We start from the raw sequence: 18,476 nt of genomic DNA on the forward strand, positions 1-18,476 counted from the left end.
AAAATGCCTAAAGGAAAGCCACTCATAACAAGGCGCTAGAATTTAGGCATGGCCGCACGCCAACGCATCATCCCCGTTCGCCGCGAATACAATCGCTGGGTTGCGAACCAGACGCTGGAGGACTATGCGCTGCGCTTTACGGCAAAGAGCGCCCGCAAATTCTCCTCCAGCCGTATTTCACAAACGGCAATCGGCGCGATCAGTTTTCTCGCACTGGAGGCGATCGGCGGTACGATCACAATCGCCTATGGCACGACCAACGCCTTCTTCGCCATCATCGTCGCCGCGATCCTGATGCTGCTCGTCGGCATACCGATCAGTCGCTACGCAATCCGCCACGGGGTCGACATCGATCTTCTGACCCGCGGTGCCGGCTTCGGCTATATCGGATCGACCATCACCTCGCTGATCTATGCAGCCTTCACCTTCATGCTCTTTGCCATCGAGGCTTCGATCATGACCAAGGCGCTAGAACTCGCCTTCGGCATTCCGCTCTGGCTCGGCTACATCATCTCCGCTGTCGCAGTGCTACCGCTGGTGACCTACGGCATCCGGATGATCTCGAAGTTCCAGCTGATCACCCAACCCTTCTGGATTGTGCTGAACATCCTGCCCTTCGTCTTCATCGCCTTTCTCGACTGGGAAAAGATCGACCTCTGGATCGCCTTTGCCGGCGTTGATCACTCGAACGCCCATCTTGGCGAGGCAGCCCCTTTCAATCTCCTTGAGTTCGGCGCCGCCTCCGCCGTCATTCTGGCACTGATGCCGCAGATCGGCGAACAGGTGGACTTCCTCCGCTTCCTGCCGCCCGAGGGCGCCCGCAAGCTGCACCATCGCATCGGCATCTTCCTCGCCGGATCCGGCTGGGTCGTGCTCGGTGTGCCCAAGCTGCTGGCAGGCTCCTTCCTCGCCGTCCTGACCCTCTCGACCGGCGTGCCGATCAGCGAGGCCGCCGATCCCGCCCATATGTATGTCGCGGCCTTCGGCTACATGATCCCGAACGAGACGGCAGCCATGCTGCTGATGGCGGGTTTCGTCGTTATCTCTCAGCTCAAGATAAACGTGATGAACGCCTATGCAGGGTCGCTGGCCTGGTCGAACTTCTTCTCGCGCCTGACCCACAGCCATCCGGGGCGCGTCGTCTGGCTGGTCTTCAACGTGGCGATCGCGCTTCTGTTGATGGAGCTCGGCATCTACGGCCTGCTCGAAGAAACGCTCGGCATCTTCTCGATCATTGCCATGAGCTGGCTCTGCGCCATCTCGGCCGACCTCTTTGTCAACAAGAAGCTCGGCTTGTCGCCGCCGGGCATCGAGTTCAAGCGCGCCCACCTCTACGACATCAATCCCGTTGGCTGCGGCACCATGGCGCTCTCTGCTGGCCTTGCACTCGCCGCCCATTTCGGCGCCTTCGGCTCCACCATGGCATCGCTGTCGACCTATGTGACCTTGGTCGCCTTTGTGATCTCCCCGCTGATCGCCTGGGCAACCGACGGCAAGTTCTACCTGGCCCGCAAGCCGCGCTACAGCTGGAAGAACCAGACCGGGATCACCTGTTCGATCTGTGAGCATCCGTTCGAGCCGGAGGACATGGCCTGGTGCCCCGCCTATGCAGCCCCGATCTGCTCGCTCTGCTGCACGCTCGACAGCCGCTGTCACGACATGTGCAAGCCGCATGCGAAGATCAATGCACAGGCCGCGACAGTTGCCCGCGCACTTCTACCGGAAGCGGTGATCGAGACCTTCTCCACACGTCTCGGCCGATACGCGCTGACCGCCATGATCTCGATTTCCGTCATCGGCATCATCCTTGCGGTCATCGCCCATCAGGTGAATGCCGCGACCCCCGCCATGACCGACGTGGTCAACCGCGCGGTCACCGTCGTCTTCTTCATCTTCGCCATCATCGCCGGTATCGTCTCCTGGTTCTATGTGCTTGCCCATGACAGCCGTGTCGTGGCGGAAGAGGAATCCTCCCGCCAAAACACGCTGCTGCTCAAGGAAATCGCCGCGCATCGGAAGACGGACGCCGCGCTGCAGAATGCCAAAGAGACCGCGGAAGCGGCGAACCGCGCGAAGAGCCGTTATGTCGTCGGCCTTTCCCACGAGCTTCGGACGCCCCTCAATGCGGTGCTCGGCTATGCCCAGATCCTCGAGCGCGACGAGACGATCCCCGTGCCGCGCCAGTCGGCGATCAAGGTCATCCGTCGCTCCGCCGACCATCTTTCCGGCCTGATCGACGGCCTCCTCGATATCTCGAAGATCGAGGCTGGCCGCCTGCAGGTCTTCTCCAACGAGGTCAATATTCAGGATTTCCTCGACCAGCTCATCGACATGTTTGCGCCGCAGGCTGCCGCCAAAGGCATTCTCTTCGAGCATCAGCGCTCGCGCGCCTTGCCGCTCTATGTGCGCACCGACGAGCGGCGCCTGCGCCAGATCCTCGTCAATCTGCTGTCGAACGCCATCAAGTTCACCGAGGAAGGCACGATCCGCTTTAGCGTCGATTATCGCAGCCAGGTGGCGACGTTTACCGTCAGCGACACGGGCCGCGGAATCTCGGAAAAGGATCTCAATCGCATCTACGAACCCTTCCAGCGCGGCGAGGCCGACAACATCCGTCCGCAACCGGGCCTCGGCCTTGGCCTTACCATCACCAAGCTCCTGACCAACACGCTGGGTGGCGAGATCTCGGTCACCAGCGAGCGCGACAAGGGCTCGACCTTCAAGGTGCGCCTGATGCTCTCGGCCATCGACCGTCCGAATACGGCACCTGCGCCGGAGCGCAAGATCGTCTCCTATACCGGTCCGCGCCGCACGATCGTCGTCGTCGACGACAACGAGGACCACCGCGAACTGATGCGTGAGGTACTCGCCCCGCTCGACTTCGTCGTCCTGACGGCAGGTGGCGGCCCCGAATGCCTGACACTCATTGAAGGCGTGAAGGCCGACCTTTTCCTTGTCGACATCTCGATGCCGGGCATGAATGGCTGGCAACTCGTTGAAAAGCTGCGTGACGTTGGCCAGAAGGCACCGATCCTGATGCTCTCGGCCAATGTCGGCGATGCGCCGGCCCCCGGCGGTGATGGCCATGACGACGCTATCACGAAGCCCGTCGACATCACCCGTCTGCGTGACAAACTCGCTCGCTTTCTCGGCCTCGACTGGATCTATGCAGACGACCCGCGTCTGCTTCAGCCGGGAGTGCCGGCGGAGCGCCCGGTCTCGCCGGGTGCGATGCATATCGAGGAGTTGATCAGCCTCTGCGATATCGGCTATGTCCGCGGCATCGAGGCAAAGCTTGCCGAACTCGGCGGGCTGGGGAACACCACGGCCTTCGTCGACGCGGCCCGCGCCTATCTGCAGGCCTTCGACCTCGCCGGGCTGCGCAGTTTCCTGACCTCATTCGAAACCGGCAGGGAGCCGATCCATGGCTGAGGCGAACCGCCGCGATATCGTGCTTCTGGTGGACGACAGTCCCGATGCGCTCGGCTTCCTCACCGAAGCGCTGGAAGCATCGGGCTATTCCGTCCTGATCGCCACTTCGGGCCATGGCGCGCTCTCGATCGTTGCCCGCATCAGCCCCGACCTCATTTTGCTGGACGCGGTCATGCCCGGAATGGACGGCTTCGAGACCTGCCGCACCTTGAAGGCCGATCCGGTGGTCGCCCAGGTCCCGGTCATCTTCATGACCGGGCTCACAGAGACCGAACATGTGGTGAAAGCACTCGAATCGGGTGGCGTGGACTACCTCACCAAGCCGATCAACATCGACGAGCTGCGAGCCCGCATCCGGGTACACCTCTCGAACGCCCGCTCGGCCCAGAGCGCCCGCGTCGCGCTCGACGCTGCCGGGCGCCATCTGCTCGCCATCAGGGGTGACGGTCAGGTCCACTGGACCACGCCGCAGGCCAACCGTCTGATCGAGACGGCGATCGGTCATGCCGAGGGCATCGGCGATGTGGCGAAGGCCGCTGCCGAATGGCTGAGCCATCGGCGCACCGGAACGCCACAGAGGGCCGAAACGAGTTTTGCCTTTCCCGGCGCGACCGGCCTGCCGCTGACGCTGTCATTGCTCGGCACGATCGGCGCCGACGAATATCTCTTCCGCCTGACCTCGGCGAACCGCCAGAGCGAAGACGAAATGCTGCGCGAAAGCTTCGGCCTGACCCACCGCGAAAGCGAGGTTCTGCTCTGGATCGCCAAGGGCAAGGCCAACCGCGACATCGGCGAAATCCTCGGCCTCTCCTCGCGCACGGTGAACAAGCACCTTGAGCAGATCTATTCGAAGCTCGGGGTGGAGAACCGTGCATCTGCCGCCGTGAAGGCGGCCAACGTTTTACGCGAGGGATGACCAGGCAATCGCGTCCCCCCTCTTTTCCCTTGAGAGGAACCGGATGGAAAACGCCGTCGTGATCTCAGGCTGTTCGGGTGGCGGCAAGTCGACGCTGATTGCCGAACTCTCCAGGCGTGGCTTTGCAGTCGTGTCCGAACCGGGCCGCCGCATCGTCGCCGAGGAACTGGCAGGCGATGGCAAGTCCCTGCCTTGGGTCAGCCTTGAGAATTTTGCGCGCAGAGCAATCGATCTGGGCCGCCGTGACCGCGAAGAGGCCCACACATTGAAATCCCGCTGGATCTTCTTCGACAGAAGCCTGGTAGACGCCTATGCCGCCCTCGCAGATGCGACCGGAGACATCAGCGTAACGGACAGCCTACTCCGCCGGGACAGATACCATCCCACCGTATTCCTGACACCGCCTTGGCCCGAGATATACCGCGAGGACGCCGAACGACGGCATGATTTCGAAGCGGCTGTCACCGAGTTCGAGCGATTGGCAACGATCTATCCTGCGCTCGGCTATTCATTGGTTCTTCTCCCGAAGGCCCCGGTCGAAGACCGCGCTGACTTCCTCCTGGCCAAACTCTCAGGCAACTAACATCACGAACTGCAAACGCAGAAAGCCCGGCGCGAGGCCGGGCTTTCCGTCGGTCCGATGAAGGATCGAATTAGTTCTGGAAGTACGAGTACTTGCCGTCCTCGCCCTTCTTCCAGGTGTACATGACGTAGTCCGGGCGGGTGATGTCACCCTTGGCGTCGAAGCCGAGTTCGCCGATGACGGTCGTGTACGGGCCCTTTTCCTTCAGAGCCGTCGCAACGGTTTCCGGATCGTTGGAAGCGGCAGCCTTGGCAGCTTCTGCGATAACCTGCAGGGCAGCGTAGGAGTACAGCGTGTAAGCTTCCGGCTCAAAGCCAGCGTCGCGGAACTTCTTCACGGCGTCAGCTGCATTCGGGTTCATGCGCGGATCCGGCGGGAAGGTCATGAGCGTGCCGTCGACTGCGTCACCGGCGATCGAAGCAAGTTCGTTCGAGGTGATGCCGTCGCCAGACATCAGGGTCGCGTTCAGGCCCTGGCTGTCCATCTGACGCATGATCAGGCCAGCTTCCGTGTGCAGACCGCCGAAGTAGACGACGGTGACGCCGGCTTCCTTCATCTTGGCGATGAGCGCCGAGTAATCCTTTTCGCCGGCAGTGATGCCTTCGTAGATCACTTCGGTAACGCCGAGCTCGTTCATCGCCTTCTTGGTTTCGTCGGCGAGACCCTGGCCGTAAGGCGTCTTGTCGTGAACGACGGCAACCTTGCCGTCCTTGAAGTTGTCGGCGATGTACTTGCCGGCAACAGCGCCCTGCTGGTCGTCACGGCCGCAGGTACGGAAGGTGTTCCACAGGCCGCGCTCGGTGAAGTTCGGGTTGGTGGAAGCCGGCGTGATCTGCAGGATGCCGTTTTCGGCATAGACTTCAGAAGCCGGGATCGAAACGCCCGAGTTGAAGTGACCGACGACGAACTTCACGCCGTCAGCAACGAACTTGTTGGCAACCGAAACGCCCTGCTTGGCGTCCGAGACGTCGTCGCCGAGAACGACCTTGATCATTTCGCCGTTGATGCCACCGGCGGCATTGATGTCGGCAGCAGCCTGCTCGGCACCCTTCTGCAGCTGTGCACCGAAGGCAGCGTTCGGGCCGGTCAGCGGGCCGGCAACGCCGACCAGGATTTCGGCATAGGCGTTGCCGCTGAAGGCAACCATGGCCGTCAGCGCAACTGCCGAAAGAAGAGACTTCTTCATATTGTTACTCCCAAGTTTTTTGTGCGGGTTTAGGATAAAAACCCTGCGCAATACCCGCTGTGACTGCGCCGGAAAACTGTTCCACTCTTTTGTATCTGGCCGAGGCCTTGTTATATGCCAGGCCGTAGCCTTCTGTCGCCAATCTGCGACAGAAAACAACGGCTTGTCAATCTTTGTTCTTCCACGAGAAATACGAAGTTCTCTCATAGAGCCAGTAGTAGTTGTCGACCATCTGCGTGGTGCGGCGTGCCTGGAAACCAGCTACGGCAAACGCCATCAGTATTACGACGTCGACGATGTAATAGAAGGGGCTGAGGAACGGTCCGGCAAACAGCGAGTAGTGCAGGAAACGCATGGCAAAACCCAGCCCCAGCACATAAACGAGAACCGTGCCGTAGCCGTCCCAGCCTTCCGCTGCGGCCTTGCCCGTGCGCCAGGCAGTCCAGAAGCCGAGGAGCAGAACGAGGAAACGCAGCACGAGACGGACCGTCGTGTCGCTTTCGAAAAACAAACCTTGCATGTCAAATACTCCCCGCGCTCAGTGATGGCCGCCTTCGAGATAGGCCGCGCGAACCGACGGATCGGCCAGCAGTTCCTTACCCGTACCACTCATCGTCACCTTGCCATTGACCATGACATAGGCACGGTCGGAAAGCTTCAGTGCGGCGAAAGCGTTCTGCTCAACGAGGAAGACGGTCAGGCCTTCTTCCTTGTTGAGCCGCTTGATCTGCTCGAAGATGCCCTTGACGATCAGCGGTGCGAGACCGAGCGACGGCTCGTCGAGGAGAAGCAGCTTCGGACGCGACATCAGCGCGCGACCGATCGACAGCATCTGCTGCTCGCCACCCGAGAGCGTGCCGCCGCGCTGGCTCTGACGTTCCTTCAGACGAGGGAACATGGTGAACACCTTCTCCACGTCCTCCTTGAAGTATTTCAGGTTGTCGAGGCCTGCGCCCATCTGCAGGTTCTCGAGCACGGTCATGCGCGGAAAGATACGACGGCCTTCCGGCGACTGGGCAATGCGACGACGGGCAATCAGGTGCGTCGGCATTTCGGTGATGTCTTCGCCGTCGAAGACCACCCGACCGGTACGTGCCTGGGGGCTGCCGCAGATGGTCATCATCAGCGTCGACTTGCCGGCACCATTGGCACCGATCAGCGACACGATCTCACCCTTGTGCACTTCGACATCGACGCCCGCGAGCGCGCGGATGTTGCCGTAATAGGTTTCGACGCCGGAAACTTTGAGTAGCGGTTCAGAGGACATCAGTGCTCTCCTCCCGCCACGGCTTCGACTTCGTGGATCGCTTCTTCCAATTCTTCATCCTCGACACCCAGGTAGGCCGCGATGACCTTCGGGTCGTTCTTGACGTGATCAGGTGTGCCGTCGGAGATCTTCTGGCCGTATTCCAGGACGACGACGTGATCGGAAATCTCCATGACGACCGACATGTCGTGCTCGATCAGGAGCAGCGAGGTGCCTTCATCGCGGATAGCGCGCAACAGCGTGTTGAGCGCCAGAGATTCCTTCGGGTTGAGACCGGCAGCCGGCTCGTCCAGGCACAGAAGCTCCGGACCCGTGCACATGGCACGGCAGATCTCCAGACGACGCTGGGCGCCGTAGGGAAGATCTCCGGCCGGATCATCGGCACGCGCGATCAGGTCCGCTTTCTCGAGCCAGTAGCGAGCCTTCTCGATCGATTCGGACTCGGCCTTCTTGTAGGCGGGCAAGCCGAGCAGGCCGAGCACGGTGTAACCGGATGCCTTCATCAGCGCATTGTGCTGCGCCACCAGAAGGTTTTCGAGAACCGTCAGACCGGAGAACAAACGGATGTTCTGGAACGTCCGCGCCACCTTTGCCTTCTTGGGGATTTCGAAGTCTGGCAGCCGCTCGAGGAGATGGCGGTCTCCGGATTTCTGGATCAGGGTGATCATGCCCATGGTCGGCCGATAGAAGCCGGTGATGCAGTTGAAGACCGTGGTCTTGCCGGCACCGTTTGGCCCGATCAGCGCGGTGATTTCGCCGCGCTTGGCTTCGAAGGACAGGTCGTTGATGGCCATGAGGCCACCAAAGCGCATCGACAGATGCTCGACTTTCAGGATCGTATCATTGCTCATTGTCGTGTTCCCGGAGGCCATCAGCCGTGACCCTCCTTGGTAAAGCTGCCCGAGACGGCCTTGCGTTCCTTGAGGAAGGCCGTCGGCTCTCTGCTGCCGACGAAACCGCGCGGCTTGAACAGCATGACGATGACCATGGCGAGGCCGAAGAGGATCATGCGGTACAGTTCCGGAGTGAATTCGGGGCCGAAGATGACCTTGAGGAACTCCATCTCACGCAGAGCTTCGGTGCCGCCGATCATGACGATCGCCGCAACCGCGATCCCCGTCAGCGACCCCATGCCGCCGAGCACGACGATGGCAAGGATGACGGCGGATTCGAGGAAGACGAAGCTTTCCGGCGAAACGAAGCCCTGACGTGCAGCGAAGAAGGAGCCAGCAAAGCCGCCGAACATCGCACCGATCGCGAAAGCCGTAAGCTTGGTCGTGACGGTGTTGATGCCGAGCGAGCGGCAGGCGATCTCGTCTTCACGCAGTGCTTCCCACGCACGGCCGATCGGCATGCGGCGAAGCTTGATCGTGACGTAAGCCGTCAGGCAGCAGAGCGCCAGGATCACGTAAAACAGGTAGATCTTGTAATAGGCTGATGACATCGGCAGGTCGAAAGTCTTGGCGAAACCGCCGGCCGAGGCATCGAAAGGCATGCCGAACAGCGTCGCCTTCGGAATGCTGGAGATACCGAATGTACCCTTGGTAACGTCCTGCCAGTTGATCAGCACCAGTCGGATGATTTCCCCGAAGGCGAGCGTCACGATGGCTAGATAGTCGCCTCGGAGACGCAGCACCGGGAAGCCCAGGATGATACCCCAGAAGGCGGCCAGGATACCGGCGAGCGGCAGAAGCAGCCAGAAGGACAAGCCGAAATTCTGGGCAAGCAGTGCGTAGGAATAGGCACCGACTGCATAGAAGGCGACGTAACCCAGGTCGAGCAGGCCGGCGAGACCGACGACGATGTTGAGCCCCCAGGCGAGCATGACGTAGATCAGGATCTGGATGCCGAAGTTATCGACATACTTGAGAGAACCCTGAACCCCGGTCAGCGCAACGATGACCGGCGGGTAGAGGATCAGCGCAAGCAGCGCGATCTTCAGGAAATGCGTCTTGAAGAATGACGGCTGGGCGTCGATCTCATGCACGGGAACGGAAGCGGACTTCTTTTCCCGGCGGGCCGCGAACCATGGCGCGATGAACGCCACCATGGCGAAGCGGCCGACTGCGGCGATCAGCACGAACACTGCGAGAAGGCCGGGACGCGTGTACCAGATCAGCTCGTTCGCCATATTCTGATCGGTCTTGATGCCGATGTAGAGGCTGAACAGACCAAGTGCGATGATACCGGCGAACAGGCCTTCCTTGATGGCGCGCGCCAGTGTGCCGGACGACGCGGCACCATTTACGTTTTCAGAAGTAGTCATGGGATCAAACCTTCTCGACTTCCGGACGTCCGAGGATGCCGGTGGGCTTGAAGATCAGCACGAATGCCAGGATGCCGAAAGTTGCGACATCCTTGTACGCGATGCTGAAATAGGCGGACCAGAGCGACTCGATCAGACCGATGAGCAGACCACCAAGCACGGCGCCCGGCAGGGAGCCGATGCCGCCAAGAACGGCCGCGGTGAAGGCCTTGACCCCCGGAATGAAGCCGTCGTGGAACGATGCGACACCGTAATACATAAGGTACATCGTACCAGCGACAGCGGCGAGTGCCGCACCCATCACGAAGGTGATGGAGATCGTCTTGTCGACGTCGACGCCGAGCAGCGCCGCCATCTTGCGGTCCTGCTCCGTGGCGCGCTGAGCGCGGCCCAGCGGTGTCTTGTTGACGATGTACCAGAATGCGGCGAGCAGGACGACCGTCACCACGACGATGATCACCTGCTTAAGCGCGATGGTGATATTGCCGAAATGCAGAACATCGCTGACCAGCGGCGGGATCGGCTTGTTGCGCGGACCCTGCGAGATCTGGATGAAATTCGACAGAACGATCGACATGCCGATCGCCGTGATCAACGGCGCGAGGCGAAATGAACCGCGCAGCGGCCGATAGGCGACCCGCTCGATGACCCAGTTCCACAGGCTGGTCATCAGCATCGCAACAACCAACATCACAAACAGGGCGACCGCCACGGGAACGCCAGCAAAGAAGGATGTCAGGACCAAGAATGCGATGAGAGCGGCAAAGCCGCCAAGCATGAAGATATCACCATGGGCAAAGTTGATCATGCCGATGATGCCGTAGACCATCGTATAGCCGATAGCGATAAGGCCATAGATGGAACCAAGAGTCAGCCCGTTGATGAGCTGCTGGGCAAAGTACTCCATATATTATCCCCCGGACGCGCCTTGCTGTTGCGTCTCATTTTGTTATCCCTTGCGGGCATAGGCGTCGGGGGATTCCATATCGCTTTGTCCGAAAATGTGAAGCCAAAAAGGCAGGCGTCAGGCAAAATGTTACTGTTAACAGGTGCTTTGACACGGGAAATGACAGGTCACACAAAAAAGCAGCAGAAAAAGCTTACGAAATCAGCAGGTCACGAGAGCGACCTGCCGTCTATCGGATGGAACTAAAGCAAGCCCATTTACGTCGAAAACGGTTCAGTTCCTCATTCGCGACCCGTTGGCGTCAAAAAGCGACTGAGGCTGCAGTCTGGCCGGCAAGATTTCCCCAAGAATCTCCACTTCCCAGCCGTCGATTTCGTCTGCGATCTCCTTCGGAACGTACCCGATTGCCACCGATACCCCGCTCGGATGGGCAAAGCCGCCCGACGTCACCCAGCCGCGCACCTCCCCCTTGTAGGAGATCGGCTCGTCACCGATGACGTCGGCATCCTTCGCATCGATGATGAAGGTCCGCAGCCGAAGCGTACCGCCGGACAGTTTCTCCTCCATCGCCGCCTGCTTACCGATGAAGCTCGCCTCTTTCTTGAGCGCGACGAAGCGCGACAGCCCGGCCTCGAGCGGCCCGTAGAGCGGGCGATACTCGCGCGACCAGCTGCCGAAGCTCTTCTCAAGGCGAAGCGCATTGAGGGCACGAAGGCCGAAGAGCGTGATGCCGAACTCCGCCCCCGCCTCCATCAGCGTATCGAAGACGTAACGCTGGTATTCCGGCCGCATCCAAATCTCGTAGCCGAGATCCCCGGTATAGCTGACGCGGCCGAGCATGACCGGCGCCATGCCGAGATCCATTTCGCGGATCGCCATGAAGGGCAGCGCTGCATCGGACACATCGAGATGAGTCAGCTTGGCGAGCACGTCGCGCGACTTCGGTCCTGCGATCGACAAGCCCACGAGGCTGAGGTTGAGGGCCTCGATATCGACGGAACCATCCTCCGGCAGATGGCTCTCGAACCAGCGCATATGATAATCCTCGGCAATGCCGGAGCCGATGATCAGGAAATCCTCGTCGTCGAGATTGGCAACCGTGAAGTCGCCGATCAGCTTGCCGGCCTCATTCAGCATCGGCGCAAGCGCCATGCGACCGACTTCCGGCAGCTTGCAGGCGAGCATGTGATCGAGCCAGGCGCGTGAGCCCTCCCCGCTCACCATATACTTGGCAAAGCCCGAGGTTTCCATCAGGCCGACGCTCTCACGGACGGCCTTGGCCTCGCGGCCGACAGCCTCGAAGTCTGTTGAACGGCGCCATGAAAAGGCATCCTCGACACCTTCCGGCGCAAACCAGAGCGGCGTTTCCAGACCATAGGAGGCACCGAACACGGCACCGGCGCTTTTCAGCTTGTCATAGATCGGCGTGGTGAGAAGCGGACGGGCACCCGGCAGTTCTTCGTTCGGATAGCGGATCGAGAATCGGCGGGAATAGTTCTCCCGCACCTTGGCATTGGTATAGGCAAGCGTCGCATAGTCGCCGTAGCGGCAGACATCCATGGCGAAGACATCAAAGCCGGGATCGCCCTCGATGATCCAGTTGGCAAGTGCCAAGCCCACGCCGCCACCCTGGCTGAAGCCGGCCATGACCGCACAGGCTGACCAGAAATTCGTCATGCCGCGCACGGGACCGACGAGCGGATTGCCGTCAGGCGAGAAGGTGAAGGGGCCGTTGATGATCTTTTTGATACCGGCATTGTTGAAGGCCGGGAAATGCCGGAAGCCAATTTCAAGCTCATTGGTGATGCGCTCCAGGTCTTCCGCCAGAAGCTCATGGCCGAAGGTCCAAGGCGTCTCGATCGGCGACCACGGGCGGCAGTCCTTTTCATAGGTGCCCATCAGCATGCCGTTGCGTTCCTGGCGGATATAGATCTCGCCGTCGAAGTCGACGCAGTGCATCAGCTCCTTGCCGGTCGTCTTGTTGAACTCGATGACCTCGGGCATGTCTTCGGTGATGAGATACATGTGCTCCATGGCCAGAACCGGCAGTTCCAGCCCGACCATGCGACCCACTTCGCGCGCCCAGAGACCGGCGGCATTGACGACATGTTCGCAGCGGATCTCACCCTTGTCGGTGATCACCCGCCAGGTGCCGTCTTCCAGCTGCACCAGATCCTCAACCTTGGTGTGCAGATAGATTTCCGCCCCGTTCTTCTTCGCCGACTTGGCATAGGCATGGGTGGTGCCGTAGGGGTCGAGATGGCCTTCATGCGGATCAAAGACCGCGCCAACGAACTGCTTGGGATCAAGCAGCGGCATCATCTCATAGGCTTCCTGTGCCGAAATCAGCGTCGCCTCACCGCCGGCATATTTGCCCTTGGCCAGCAGCGACTTCATCCAGTCGAAGCGCTCCTTGGTGGCTGCCAGCATCAGGCCCGAGGTCATGTGCAAGCCGATGTCCTGACCGGAATATTCCTCGATCTCCTTGTAGAGCTCGACCGTGTATTTCTGCAGCTTGGCAACGTTCGGATCGCCATTGATCGTGTGCATGCCGCCCGCCGCATGCCAGGTGGAGCCGGAGGTCAGCTCGGAGCGCTCGAGCAGGACGACATCGGTCCAGCCGAACTTGGTCAGGTGATAAAGCACCGAACACCCGACGACACCCCCGCCGATGACGACGACACGCGCATGGCTCTTCATGGAAAAACGCTCCCCTTGGCGGCAATGATTGATGCAACAAAGCTAGATTGCGCGCATGAAAGCCAGAAGACCATGCTGCGACGAAAGATGTCGCATGGGTGATAGCGGGTGTTCTGTGGGCGGCGCGGGGGAGGAAGGTTCTGGTGCTATAGAGGCCCGGCAAATTCTCCAAGTCTGCCAACTGCCAGGACAAACGGAGCTGGACCGGCTGGTGTGCTAAGGCACCGCCCGCAACGTGAACTCCGTCAGCTCCGCCGGAACGCCGATCCTGAGCGCAAAGCCTGGCCACAGGCCCGTGCCGTTATTAACATAGAGCTGCATCTCCCCGACCCGGTAGAAGCCGGAGACATAGCCATTGTTCGCCCGGGCGACGATCCGGTCGAGGCCGAGTACCATGCCGCCATGGGTATGGCCGGAGAGCTGCAGCGCAACGCCATGCTTTGCGGCCCGCTCTGCCATGCGCGGCTGGTGGTCGAGAAGGATGACGGGGGCATCGGCAGGCGCGCCATGCAGCGCCCGCCCCAGATCCGGCTCGACAGCGCCGGTAAACCGCGCCGAAAGATCCGTCACACCGGCGATGACGAGCCTGCCCTCCCCCCGCTCGATGACGTGATGCGCATTGGCCAGGATGCGCATGTTGAGTTCGGGGAAATGCTTTAGCCAACGATCGACATCGAAGAAATATTCGTGATTGCCCGGCACCGTCAGCACTCCGTGACGGGCTCTGAGACCGGAAAGCGGCGCAATGTCCTCGCGGCGGATATCGAGACTGCCGTCGATCAGATCGCCGGTGATCACGATCAGATCGGCGTCGAGCGCATTGGTCTTTTCCACCACGGCCCGTGCCCAGGAGACCGTGAACAGCCGGCTGATATGCATGTCGGTCAGTTGTACCATCCGGTAACCGTCGAGATCAGGCGCAAGACCGGGAATCTCAACCTCGATGCGCTTCACCTTCGGCACGCGGATCGCCTGGCTGATACCAAAGCTTGCAAGCAACAGCGCGGCGATCCCCATCGTGTAGCGCACCTCCGGCGGCACAACAGGAAACGACCAGGTGACGGCAAAGATCAGGATACTGATCAGGTCGAGGATCACCTGCATGGCCGCCAGGAGCACGATGGCACCGAAGAATAGATTGAAGGCGATCACCAGTGGCCGCGGGAATTCCGGCGCGAAGACAGATCCGGACGTAAACCGGCTGAACAGGTGATATTGCGAGGCAAACAGCAGAAAGACGGCGAGCGAAAGCTGCACCCACCACGGCCACGGCAGGGGGGCGATGAAGCGAGAGGCGACGATCAGCCATGGCAGGGAGAACATCAGGTGAAACATGCGGGGGCGGAATCCTTTGCTTCGATAACGCCGACATAGCCCCGGCAGTTCACCGAAGGAATGCCATGGTCAGTCGATCACGAAAACCCCGCCGTCAGCGCAAACTCGCGGCCCATCTCGCGCATCTCGTCGAATACAAATCCCGCAAAGCTGCGCATCACGATGATCTCGAACGCATCCTGGCCCGTGCGGGCGAGGTTGGCGGCGACATGGCAAATCTGGCAATTGCTCGACTGGCCGATTTCGAAGAGATCTGCATGCAGGTCAAGCGCCGTGCATTTGGCCAGGATCGACCGCACCTTCGGCCCGTGAATCCGGAGCACCACGCGCCCGTCGCTCTGGTCGACGAAGGAGGCCCGGCTTGCCCCGAGCTCGGCAAGCTGGCGCGCAATGGTGTCGGCAGCGACGGTCTCGCTGAGAACAAGCCACTCCCCCGGTCCACAGACCCGCACATGGACATCTTCGAGATTGGTGAGCGCCTCGTCAATGTCAGCCTCGTGGCCCGGATGGGCGAGTGCGGAGAAGACGGAGACTGCCCGCAGGATGGCGAGATGATGCGGATTGGGCGTCGCCTCGAAACCGGAAATGTGGTCCTCGAGCACGTGACTGATGGCATAGGTCACCGGCATAGCAGGATCCTCACAGGTTCAGTTTCTTGTTGTCGGGATCGTAGAAGACGGGGCTGACGACCTCGGCCAGCACTTCCCCACCACGCAAGCCGTCCCAGACCACGACCTTCTCGCCAAGCCGCTCGCGGCCGGATTTGAGGAAGGCAAGCCCGATCGTGTGCCCGAGTGTCGGCGAATGGCAGACGGAGGACACCCAGCCCTGGTCGTTCAGCGTCGACGGCTTGACGTTTTCCTTCAAGAGATGCGCGCCGGCAGCGAAACTCTTGTCGCGATCGACAGGTTTCAGGCCGACGAGTTGCGGACGATCGGCAGCGGTGAGGCCGAAGCGGCTCGACAATCGCTTGCCGATGAAATCGGCCTTCTGCGTCGAGAACATCTTTCCGAGACCCACATCGTCGGGCGTCGTGCGCCCATCGATTTCGCTGTGGGTGATGAAGCCCTTCTCGATGCGCAGCACGTTGAGCGCCTCGACACCGTAAGCGCAGATGCCATGCGGCTTGCCGGCCGCCACGATCGCATCGGCAACAGCCTCGCCGTAGTTGGCCGGCACTGCCACTTCGAAGGCCAGTTCGCCGGAAAACGAGATGCGGAAGAGCCGCGCCTTCAAGCCCCCCTTGAGCAACACTTCCCGCGCTGAAAGGAAGGGGAAGGCTTCGTCGGAGATATCGTCCTCAATGATCTGTTCGAGGATGATCCGCGCCTTGGGACCCGCAACCGACATCTGCGCCCACTGATCGCTGGAGGAGACGAACCGCACGTCGAGATCCGGCCAGAGAACCTGGGAACAGAATTCCAGATGCGTCATCACCTCGCCCGCATAGGCCGTGGTCGTTGTCATGAAGAAATGCTCGTCCGAGAAGCGGCTGGTCGTGCCGTCGTCGTAGATAATCCCGTCTTCGCGCAGCATCAGTCCGTAGCGCGCCTTGCCGACCGGCAACTTGAGAAAGGCGTTGGAATAGACGCGGTTCAAGAATTCCGCGGCATCCTTGCCGAAGATCTCGATCTTGCCGAGCGTCGAGACATCGCAGATCCCGGCATTGGCGCGGACATTCAGCACTTCCCGGTCCACGGCCTCGCGCCAGGTCTTCTCGCCATCGCGCGGGAACCAGGAGGAGCGATACCAGAGGCCGGATTCGACAAAGACGGCGCCGTTTTTCTTCGCCCAGCCATGCAGCGGCGAGGTGCGCACGGGCCGCGAATGTTCACCGCGCGAGGTGCCCGCCATCGCCCCGAAGGAAACGGGCGTGTAGAAGGGCCGGAAGGTCGTGGTGCCGATCTCGGCCGGGGATACGCCACGCATGCCGGCCACGATGCCGATCGTGGCGACATTGCCGAGCTTGCCCTGATCGGTCGCCATGCCGCCGGTCGTGTAGCGCTTGCTGTGCTCGACATGCCCCATGGCCTCGCGCTGGGCAAGGCTCAGGTCCTTCACATGCACGTCGTTCTGGAAGTCGACGAATGCCTTGGATTTTGCACCCGGCACGTACCAGAGCGGCGCAAAACTCGCGTCGAATTCGCCCTCGACTTCGGGCACGTCGACCGTCCCGACGAGACGACCGAGATCACCGATCGCCTCATGCGCCTTGTCGGCGCCGTCGCGTAGAACGGCGGCGAGCGACGCATGCCCGGCAGCAGAGCCGGCGATCCGCAGCCCCTGCCCCACATCGGGCGCCAGGAAGGCCTGGTGCTCGTCCGACCAGGTGGGCTTGGCGCCGCGCTGGCAGGCGAGATGCACGATCGGGCTATAGCCGCCACTCATCGCCAGCGCATCGCAGGCGATCTCTTCCTGATGGCCGACGCGTTCGGCAATCAGACCCTTGATCCGGTAAGTGCCCTTGGTGTCGATGACGGAGCCGCCGCGGATGACCCGCACGCCTGATGGACCAACATCAGACGAGTGTGTCCGCCCGTCGATGATAGCAGCGACACCCACACCGGCAGCGACCAGATCGGCCGCCGTGCGATAACCCGCACCGCCATTGGTGAAGATCGCGACGTTCTGGCCAGCGGCGACGCCATAGCGATTGAGATAGGTCCTGATAGCACCCGAGGTCATCACGCCCGGCTTGTCGTTGCCGCCGAAGACCAGCGGCCGCTCTTCCGCACCCGAAGCGAGGATCGCCCGCTTGGCGACGATGCGCCAGACACGCTCGACCGGAAGCTCACCCGAAGGCTGGGCGACATGCTTCTGCACCTTTTCGATGGCACCGAAGACATTGTCGTCATACCAGCCGAACACCGTGGTGCGCGGCATCAGCGTGACGTTGGAAAGGCTCTTCAGCTCCTCGACGACGGAGGCAGCATACTCGGCCGCCGGCACGCCGCCGACGGTGACGCGCTCGGAAAGCAGCGATCCGCCAAGCCTGAAGCCTTCATCCGCCAGAATGACGCGCAGCCCAGCGCGCGCGGCGGCCCGCGCTGCCATCAATCCGGCGGGCCCGGCTCCGACCACCAGCAGGTCGCAATGCGCCCAGGCTTTTTCGTAGCGATCGGGATCGGCGATGAACGGCGTCTTGCCAAGGCCGGCGGCTTTCCGGATGATCGGCTCGTAGAGCTTTTCCCAGAAGGCTTTCGGCCACATGAAGGTCTTGTAGTAGAAGCCGGCGGACAAGAACGGCGACAAGAGGCTGTTGACCGCACCTATATCGTATTTCAGCGACGGCCAGCGGTTCTGGCTATTGGCTTCGAGCCCCTGATAGAGCTCGGCCACAGTGGCGCGTGTGTTCGGCTCGGTCCGACCGTCCTTGCCGATCGTGACAAGGGCATTCGGCTCCGCCGAGCCCGCCGTCACGATGCCGCGCGGACGGTGATATTTGAACGAGCGCCCGACGAGCAGCTGATCATTGGCAATCAGCGCAGAGGCCAGCGTATCGCCCTCATAACCGGTATAGGTCTCACCATCGAACGAGAAGGAGATGGTGCGGGCGCGGTTGACGAGCCCGCCGGAGGAAAGCCGGTAACCACTCATCGTGCGGCCTCCTTCGCGTATTCGCTCGCATCGGTCACGCTATAGACCTCATGGCTCGAAGCATTGTCGCGCTCGACCACCACCCAGCGCCGGCAACCGGCCGAATGGTGCCAGTGCTCGATGATCCGGCCCTTCGGATTGTCGCGGATGAAAACGTAAGCGTTCCAGGCATCGTCGGGCGCACCCGGCGCCGGACGGACCGGGCTCGCGTCACCGCGAATGCTGAACTCTTCCTTGGGACGAACGCCGCAATGCGGACAGGTGATCAGGCTTGCCATGGCGATGTC

The 18,476-nt window shown here is 61.2% G+C and carries 14 protein-coding genes; 3 read left to right on the top strand and 11 right to left on the bottom strand.

Features of this window, described 5'->3' with window-relative positions:
• The first annotated feature begins 48 nt into the window (after positions 1-48).
• The 3 genes from GH983_RS13435 to GH983_RS13445 are packed head-to-tail and all read left to right on the top strand — an operon-like array spanning position 49 to position 4,931.
• Entirely contained in the window at positions 49-3,432 is a 3,384-nt protein-coding gene (locus GH983_RS13435) for an ATP-binding protein (RefSeq protein ID WP_153762652.1), read from the top strand.
• Positions 3,425-4,348, top strand: coding sequence for a response regulator transcription factor (locus GH983_RS13440; RefSeq protein ID WP_054148358.1), 924 nt, complete (start codon positions 3,425-3,427; stop codon positions 4,346-4,348). Before GH983_RS13435 ends, GH983_RS13440 begins: the two co-directional genes overlap by 8 nt.
• 43 nt (positions 4,349-4,391) lie before the next feature.
• Positions 4,392-4,931, top strand: a complete 540-nt coding sequence (locus tag GH983_RS13445) for an AAA family ATPase (RefSeq protein WP_153762653.1) — start codon at positions 4,392-4,394, stop codon at positions 4,929-4,931.
• A gap of 70 nt (positions 4,932-5,001) precedes the next feature.
• On the opposite strand, the gene GH983_RS13450 is transcribed toward GH983_RS13445, so the two are convergent.
• From GH983_RS13450 to GH983_RS13500, 11 genes are all read right to left on the bottom strand, one after another.
• Positions 5,002-6,117 carry a branched-chain amino acid ABC transporter substrate-binding protein gene (locus GH983_RS13450; protein ID WP_054148356.1) on the bottom strand — a complete coding sequence of 372 codons (1,116 nt, stop codon included), beginning with the start codon at positions 6,115-6,117 and terminating at the stop codon, positions 5,002-5,004.
• Between the two features lie 166 nt (positions 6,118-6,283).
• Positions 6,284-6,637, bottom strand: coding sequence for a DUF6867 family protein (locus GH983_RS13455; RefSeq protein WP_153762654.1), 354 nt, complete (start codon positions 6,635-6,637; stop codon positions 6,284-6,286).
• Positions 6,638-6,655: 18 nt separating this feature from the next.
• Positions 6,656-7,384 (bottom strand): ABC transporter ATP-binding protein, encoded by a 729-nt coding sequence (locus GH983_RS13460; RefSeq protein WP_054148354.1) that lies wholly within the window; start codon positions 7,382-7,384, stop codon positions 6,656-6,658.
• Entirely contained in the window at positions 7,384-8,256 is an 873-nt protein-coding gene (locus GH983_RS13465) for an ABC transporter ATP-binding protein (protein WP_054148353.1), read from the bottom strand. Before GH983_RS13465 ends, GH983_RS13460 begins: the two co-directional genes overlap by 1 nt.
• Positions 8,256-9,650, bottom strand: a complete 1,395-nt coding sequence (gene livM / locus GH983_RS13470) for a high-affinity branched-chain amino acid ABC transporter permease LivM (protein WP_054148352.1) — start codon at positions 9,648-9,650, stop codon at positions 8,256-8,258. Before livM ends, GH983_RS13465 begins: the two co-directional genes overlap by 1 nt.
• A gap of 4 nt (positions 9,651-9,654) precedes the next feature.
• The gene (locus GH983_RS13475; RefSeq protein WP_054148351.1) at positions 9,655-10,557 is read right to left on the bottom strand and encodes a branched-chain amino acid ABC transporter permease; all 903 of its coding nucleotides are present in this window, start codon (positions 10,555-10,557) and stop codon (positions 9,655-9,657) included.
• Positions 10,558-10,830: 273 nt separating this feature from the next.
• Positions 10,831-13,257, bottom strand: coding sequence for an FAD-dependent oxidoreductase (locus GH983_RS13480; RefSeq protein ID WP_153762655.1), 2,427 nt, complete (start codon positions 13,255-13,257; stop codon positions 10,831-10,833).
• 216 nt (positions 13,258-13,473) lie between these two features.
• Positions 13,474-14,592, bottom strand: a complete 1,119-nt coding sequence (locus GH983_RS13485) for a metallophosphoesterase (protein ID WP_153762656.1) — start codon at positions 14,590-14,592, stop codon at positions 13,474-13,476.
• A 77-nt stretch (positions 14,593-14,669) separates the two neighbouring features.
• Positions 14,670-15,221 (bottom strand): sarcosine oxidase subunit gamma, encoded by a 552-nt coding sequence (locus GH983_RS13490; RefSeq protein WP_153762657.1) that lies wholly within the window; start codon positions 15,219-15,221, stop codon positions 14,670-14,672.
• Positions 15,222-15,231: 10 nt separating this feature from the next.
• A complete protein-coding gene (locus tag GH983_RS13495; RefSeq protein ID WP_153762658.1) occupies positions 15,232-18,189 on the bottom strand; it encodes a sarcosine oxidase subunit alpha family protein in 2,958 nt (985 codons plus the stop codon).
• Positions 18,186-18,467: a sarcosine oxidase subunit delta gene (locus GH983_RS13500; RefSeq protein WP_153762659.1), complete on the bottom strand. Its 282-nt coding sequence runs from the start codon at positions 18,465-18,467 to the stop codon at positions 18,186-18,188. The genes GH983_RS13495 and GH983_RS13500 overlap by 4 nt, the downstream gene beginning before the upstream one ends.
• Positions 18,468-18,476 lie beyond the last annotated feature (9 nt).

This window comes from Agrobacterium sp. MA01 (assembly GCF_009650195.1).
Lineage (GTDB): Bacteria > Pseudomonadota > Alphaproteobacteria > Rhizobiales > Rhizobiaceae > Allorhizobium.

What these genes read in the sequence shown, in the direction of transcription:
- GH983_RS13465 (WP_054148353.1), bottom strand. Translation starts at nt 8,256, where the DNA reads ATGGCCTCCGGGAACACGACAATGAGCAATGATACGATCCTGAAAGTC.
- GH983_RS13500 (WP_153762659.1), bottom strand. Translation starts at nt 18,467, where the DNA reads ATGGCAAGCCTGATCACCTGTCCGCATTGCGGCGTTCGTCCCAAGGAA.
- GH983_RS13450 (WP_054148356.1), bottom strand. Translation starts at nt 6,117, where the DNA reads ATGAAGAAGTCTCTTCTTTCGGCAGTTGCGCTGACGGCCATGGTTGCC.
- GH983_RS13485 (WP_153762656.1), bottom strand. Translation starts at nt 14,592, where the DNA reads ATGTTTCACCTGATGTTCTCCCTGCCATGGCTGATCGTCGCCTCTCGC.
- GH983_RS13480 (WP_153762655.1), bottom strand. Translation starts at nt 13,257, where the DNA reads ATGAAGAGCCATGCGCGTGTCGTCGTCATCGGCGGGGGTGTCGTCGGG.
- GH983_RS13440 (WP_054148358.1), top strand. Translation starts at nt 3,425, where the DNA reads ATGGCTGAGGCGAACCGCCGCGATATCGTGCTTCTGGTGGACGACAGT.
- livM (WP_054148352.1), bottom strand. Translation starts at nt 9,650, where the DNA reads ATGACTACTTCTGAAAACGTAAATGGTGCCGCGTCGTCCGGCACACTG.
- GH983_RS13475 (WP_054148351.1), bottom strand. Translation starts at nt 10,557, where the DNA reads ATGGAGTACTTTGCCCAGCAGCTCATCAACGGGCTGACTCTTGGTTCC.
- GH983_RS13455 (WP_153762654.1), bottom strand. Translation starts at nt 6,637, where the DNA reads ATGCAAGGTTTGTTTTTCGAAAGCGACACGACGGTCCGTCTCGTGCTG.
- GH983_RS13435 (WP_153762652.1), top strand. Translation starts at nt 49, where the DNA reads ATGGCCGCACGCCAACGCATCATCCCCGTTCGCCGCGAATACAATCGC.
- GH983_RS13490 (WP_153762657.1), bottom strand. Translation starts at nt 15,221, where the DNA reads ATGCCGGTGACCTATGCCATCAGTCACGTGCTCGAGGACCACATTTCC.
- GH983_RS13460 (WP_054148354.1), bottom strand. Translation starts at nt 7,384, where the DNA reads ATGTCCTCTGAACCGCTACTCAAAGTTTCCGGCGTCGAAACCTATTAC.
- GH983_RS13495 (WP_153762658.1), bottom strand. Translation starts at nt 18,189, where the DNA reads ATGAGTGGTTACCGGCTTTCCTCCGGCGGGCTCGTCAACCGCGCCCGC.
- GH983_RS13445 (WP_153762653.1), top strand. Translation starts at nt 4,392, where the DNA reads ATGGAAAACGCCGTCGTGATCTCAGGCTGTTCGGGTGGCGGCAAGTCG.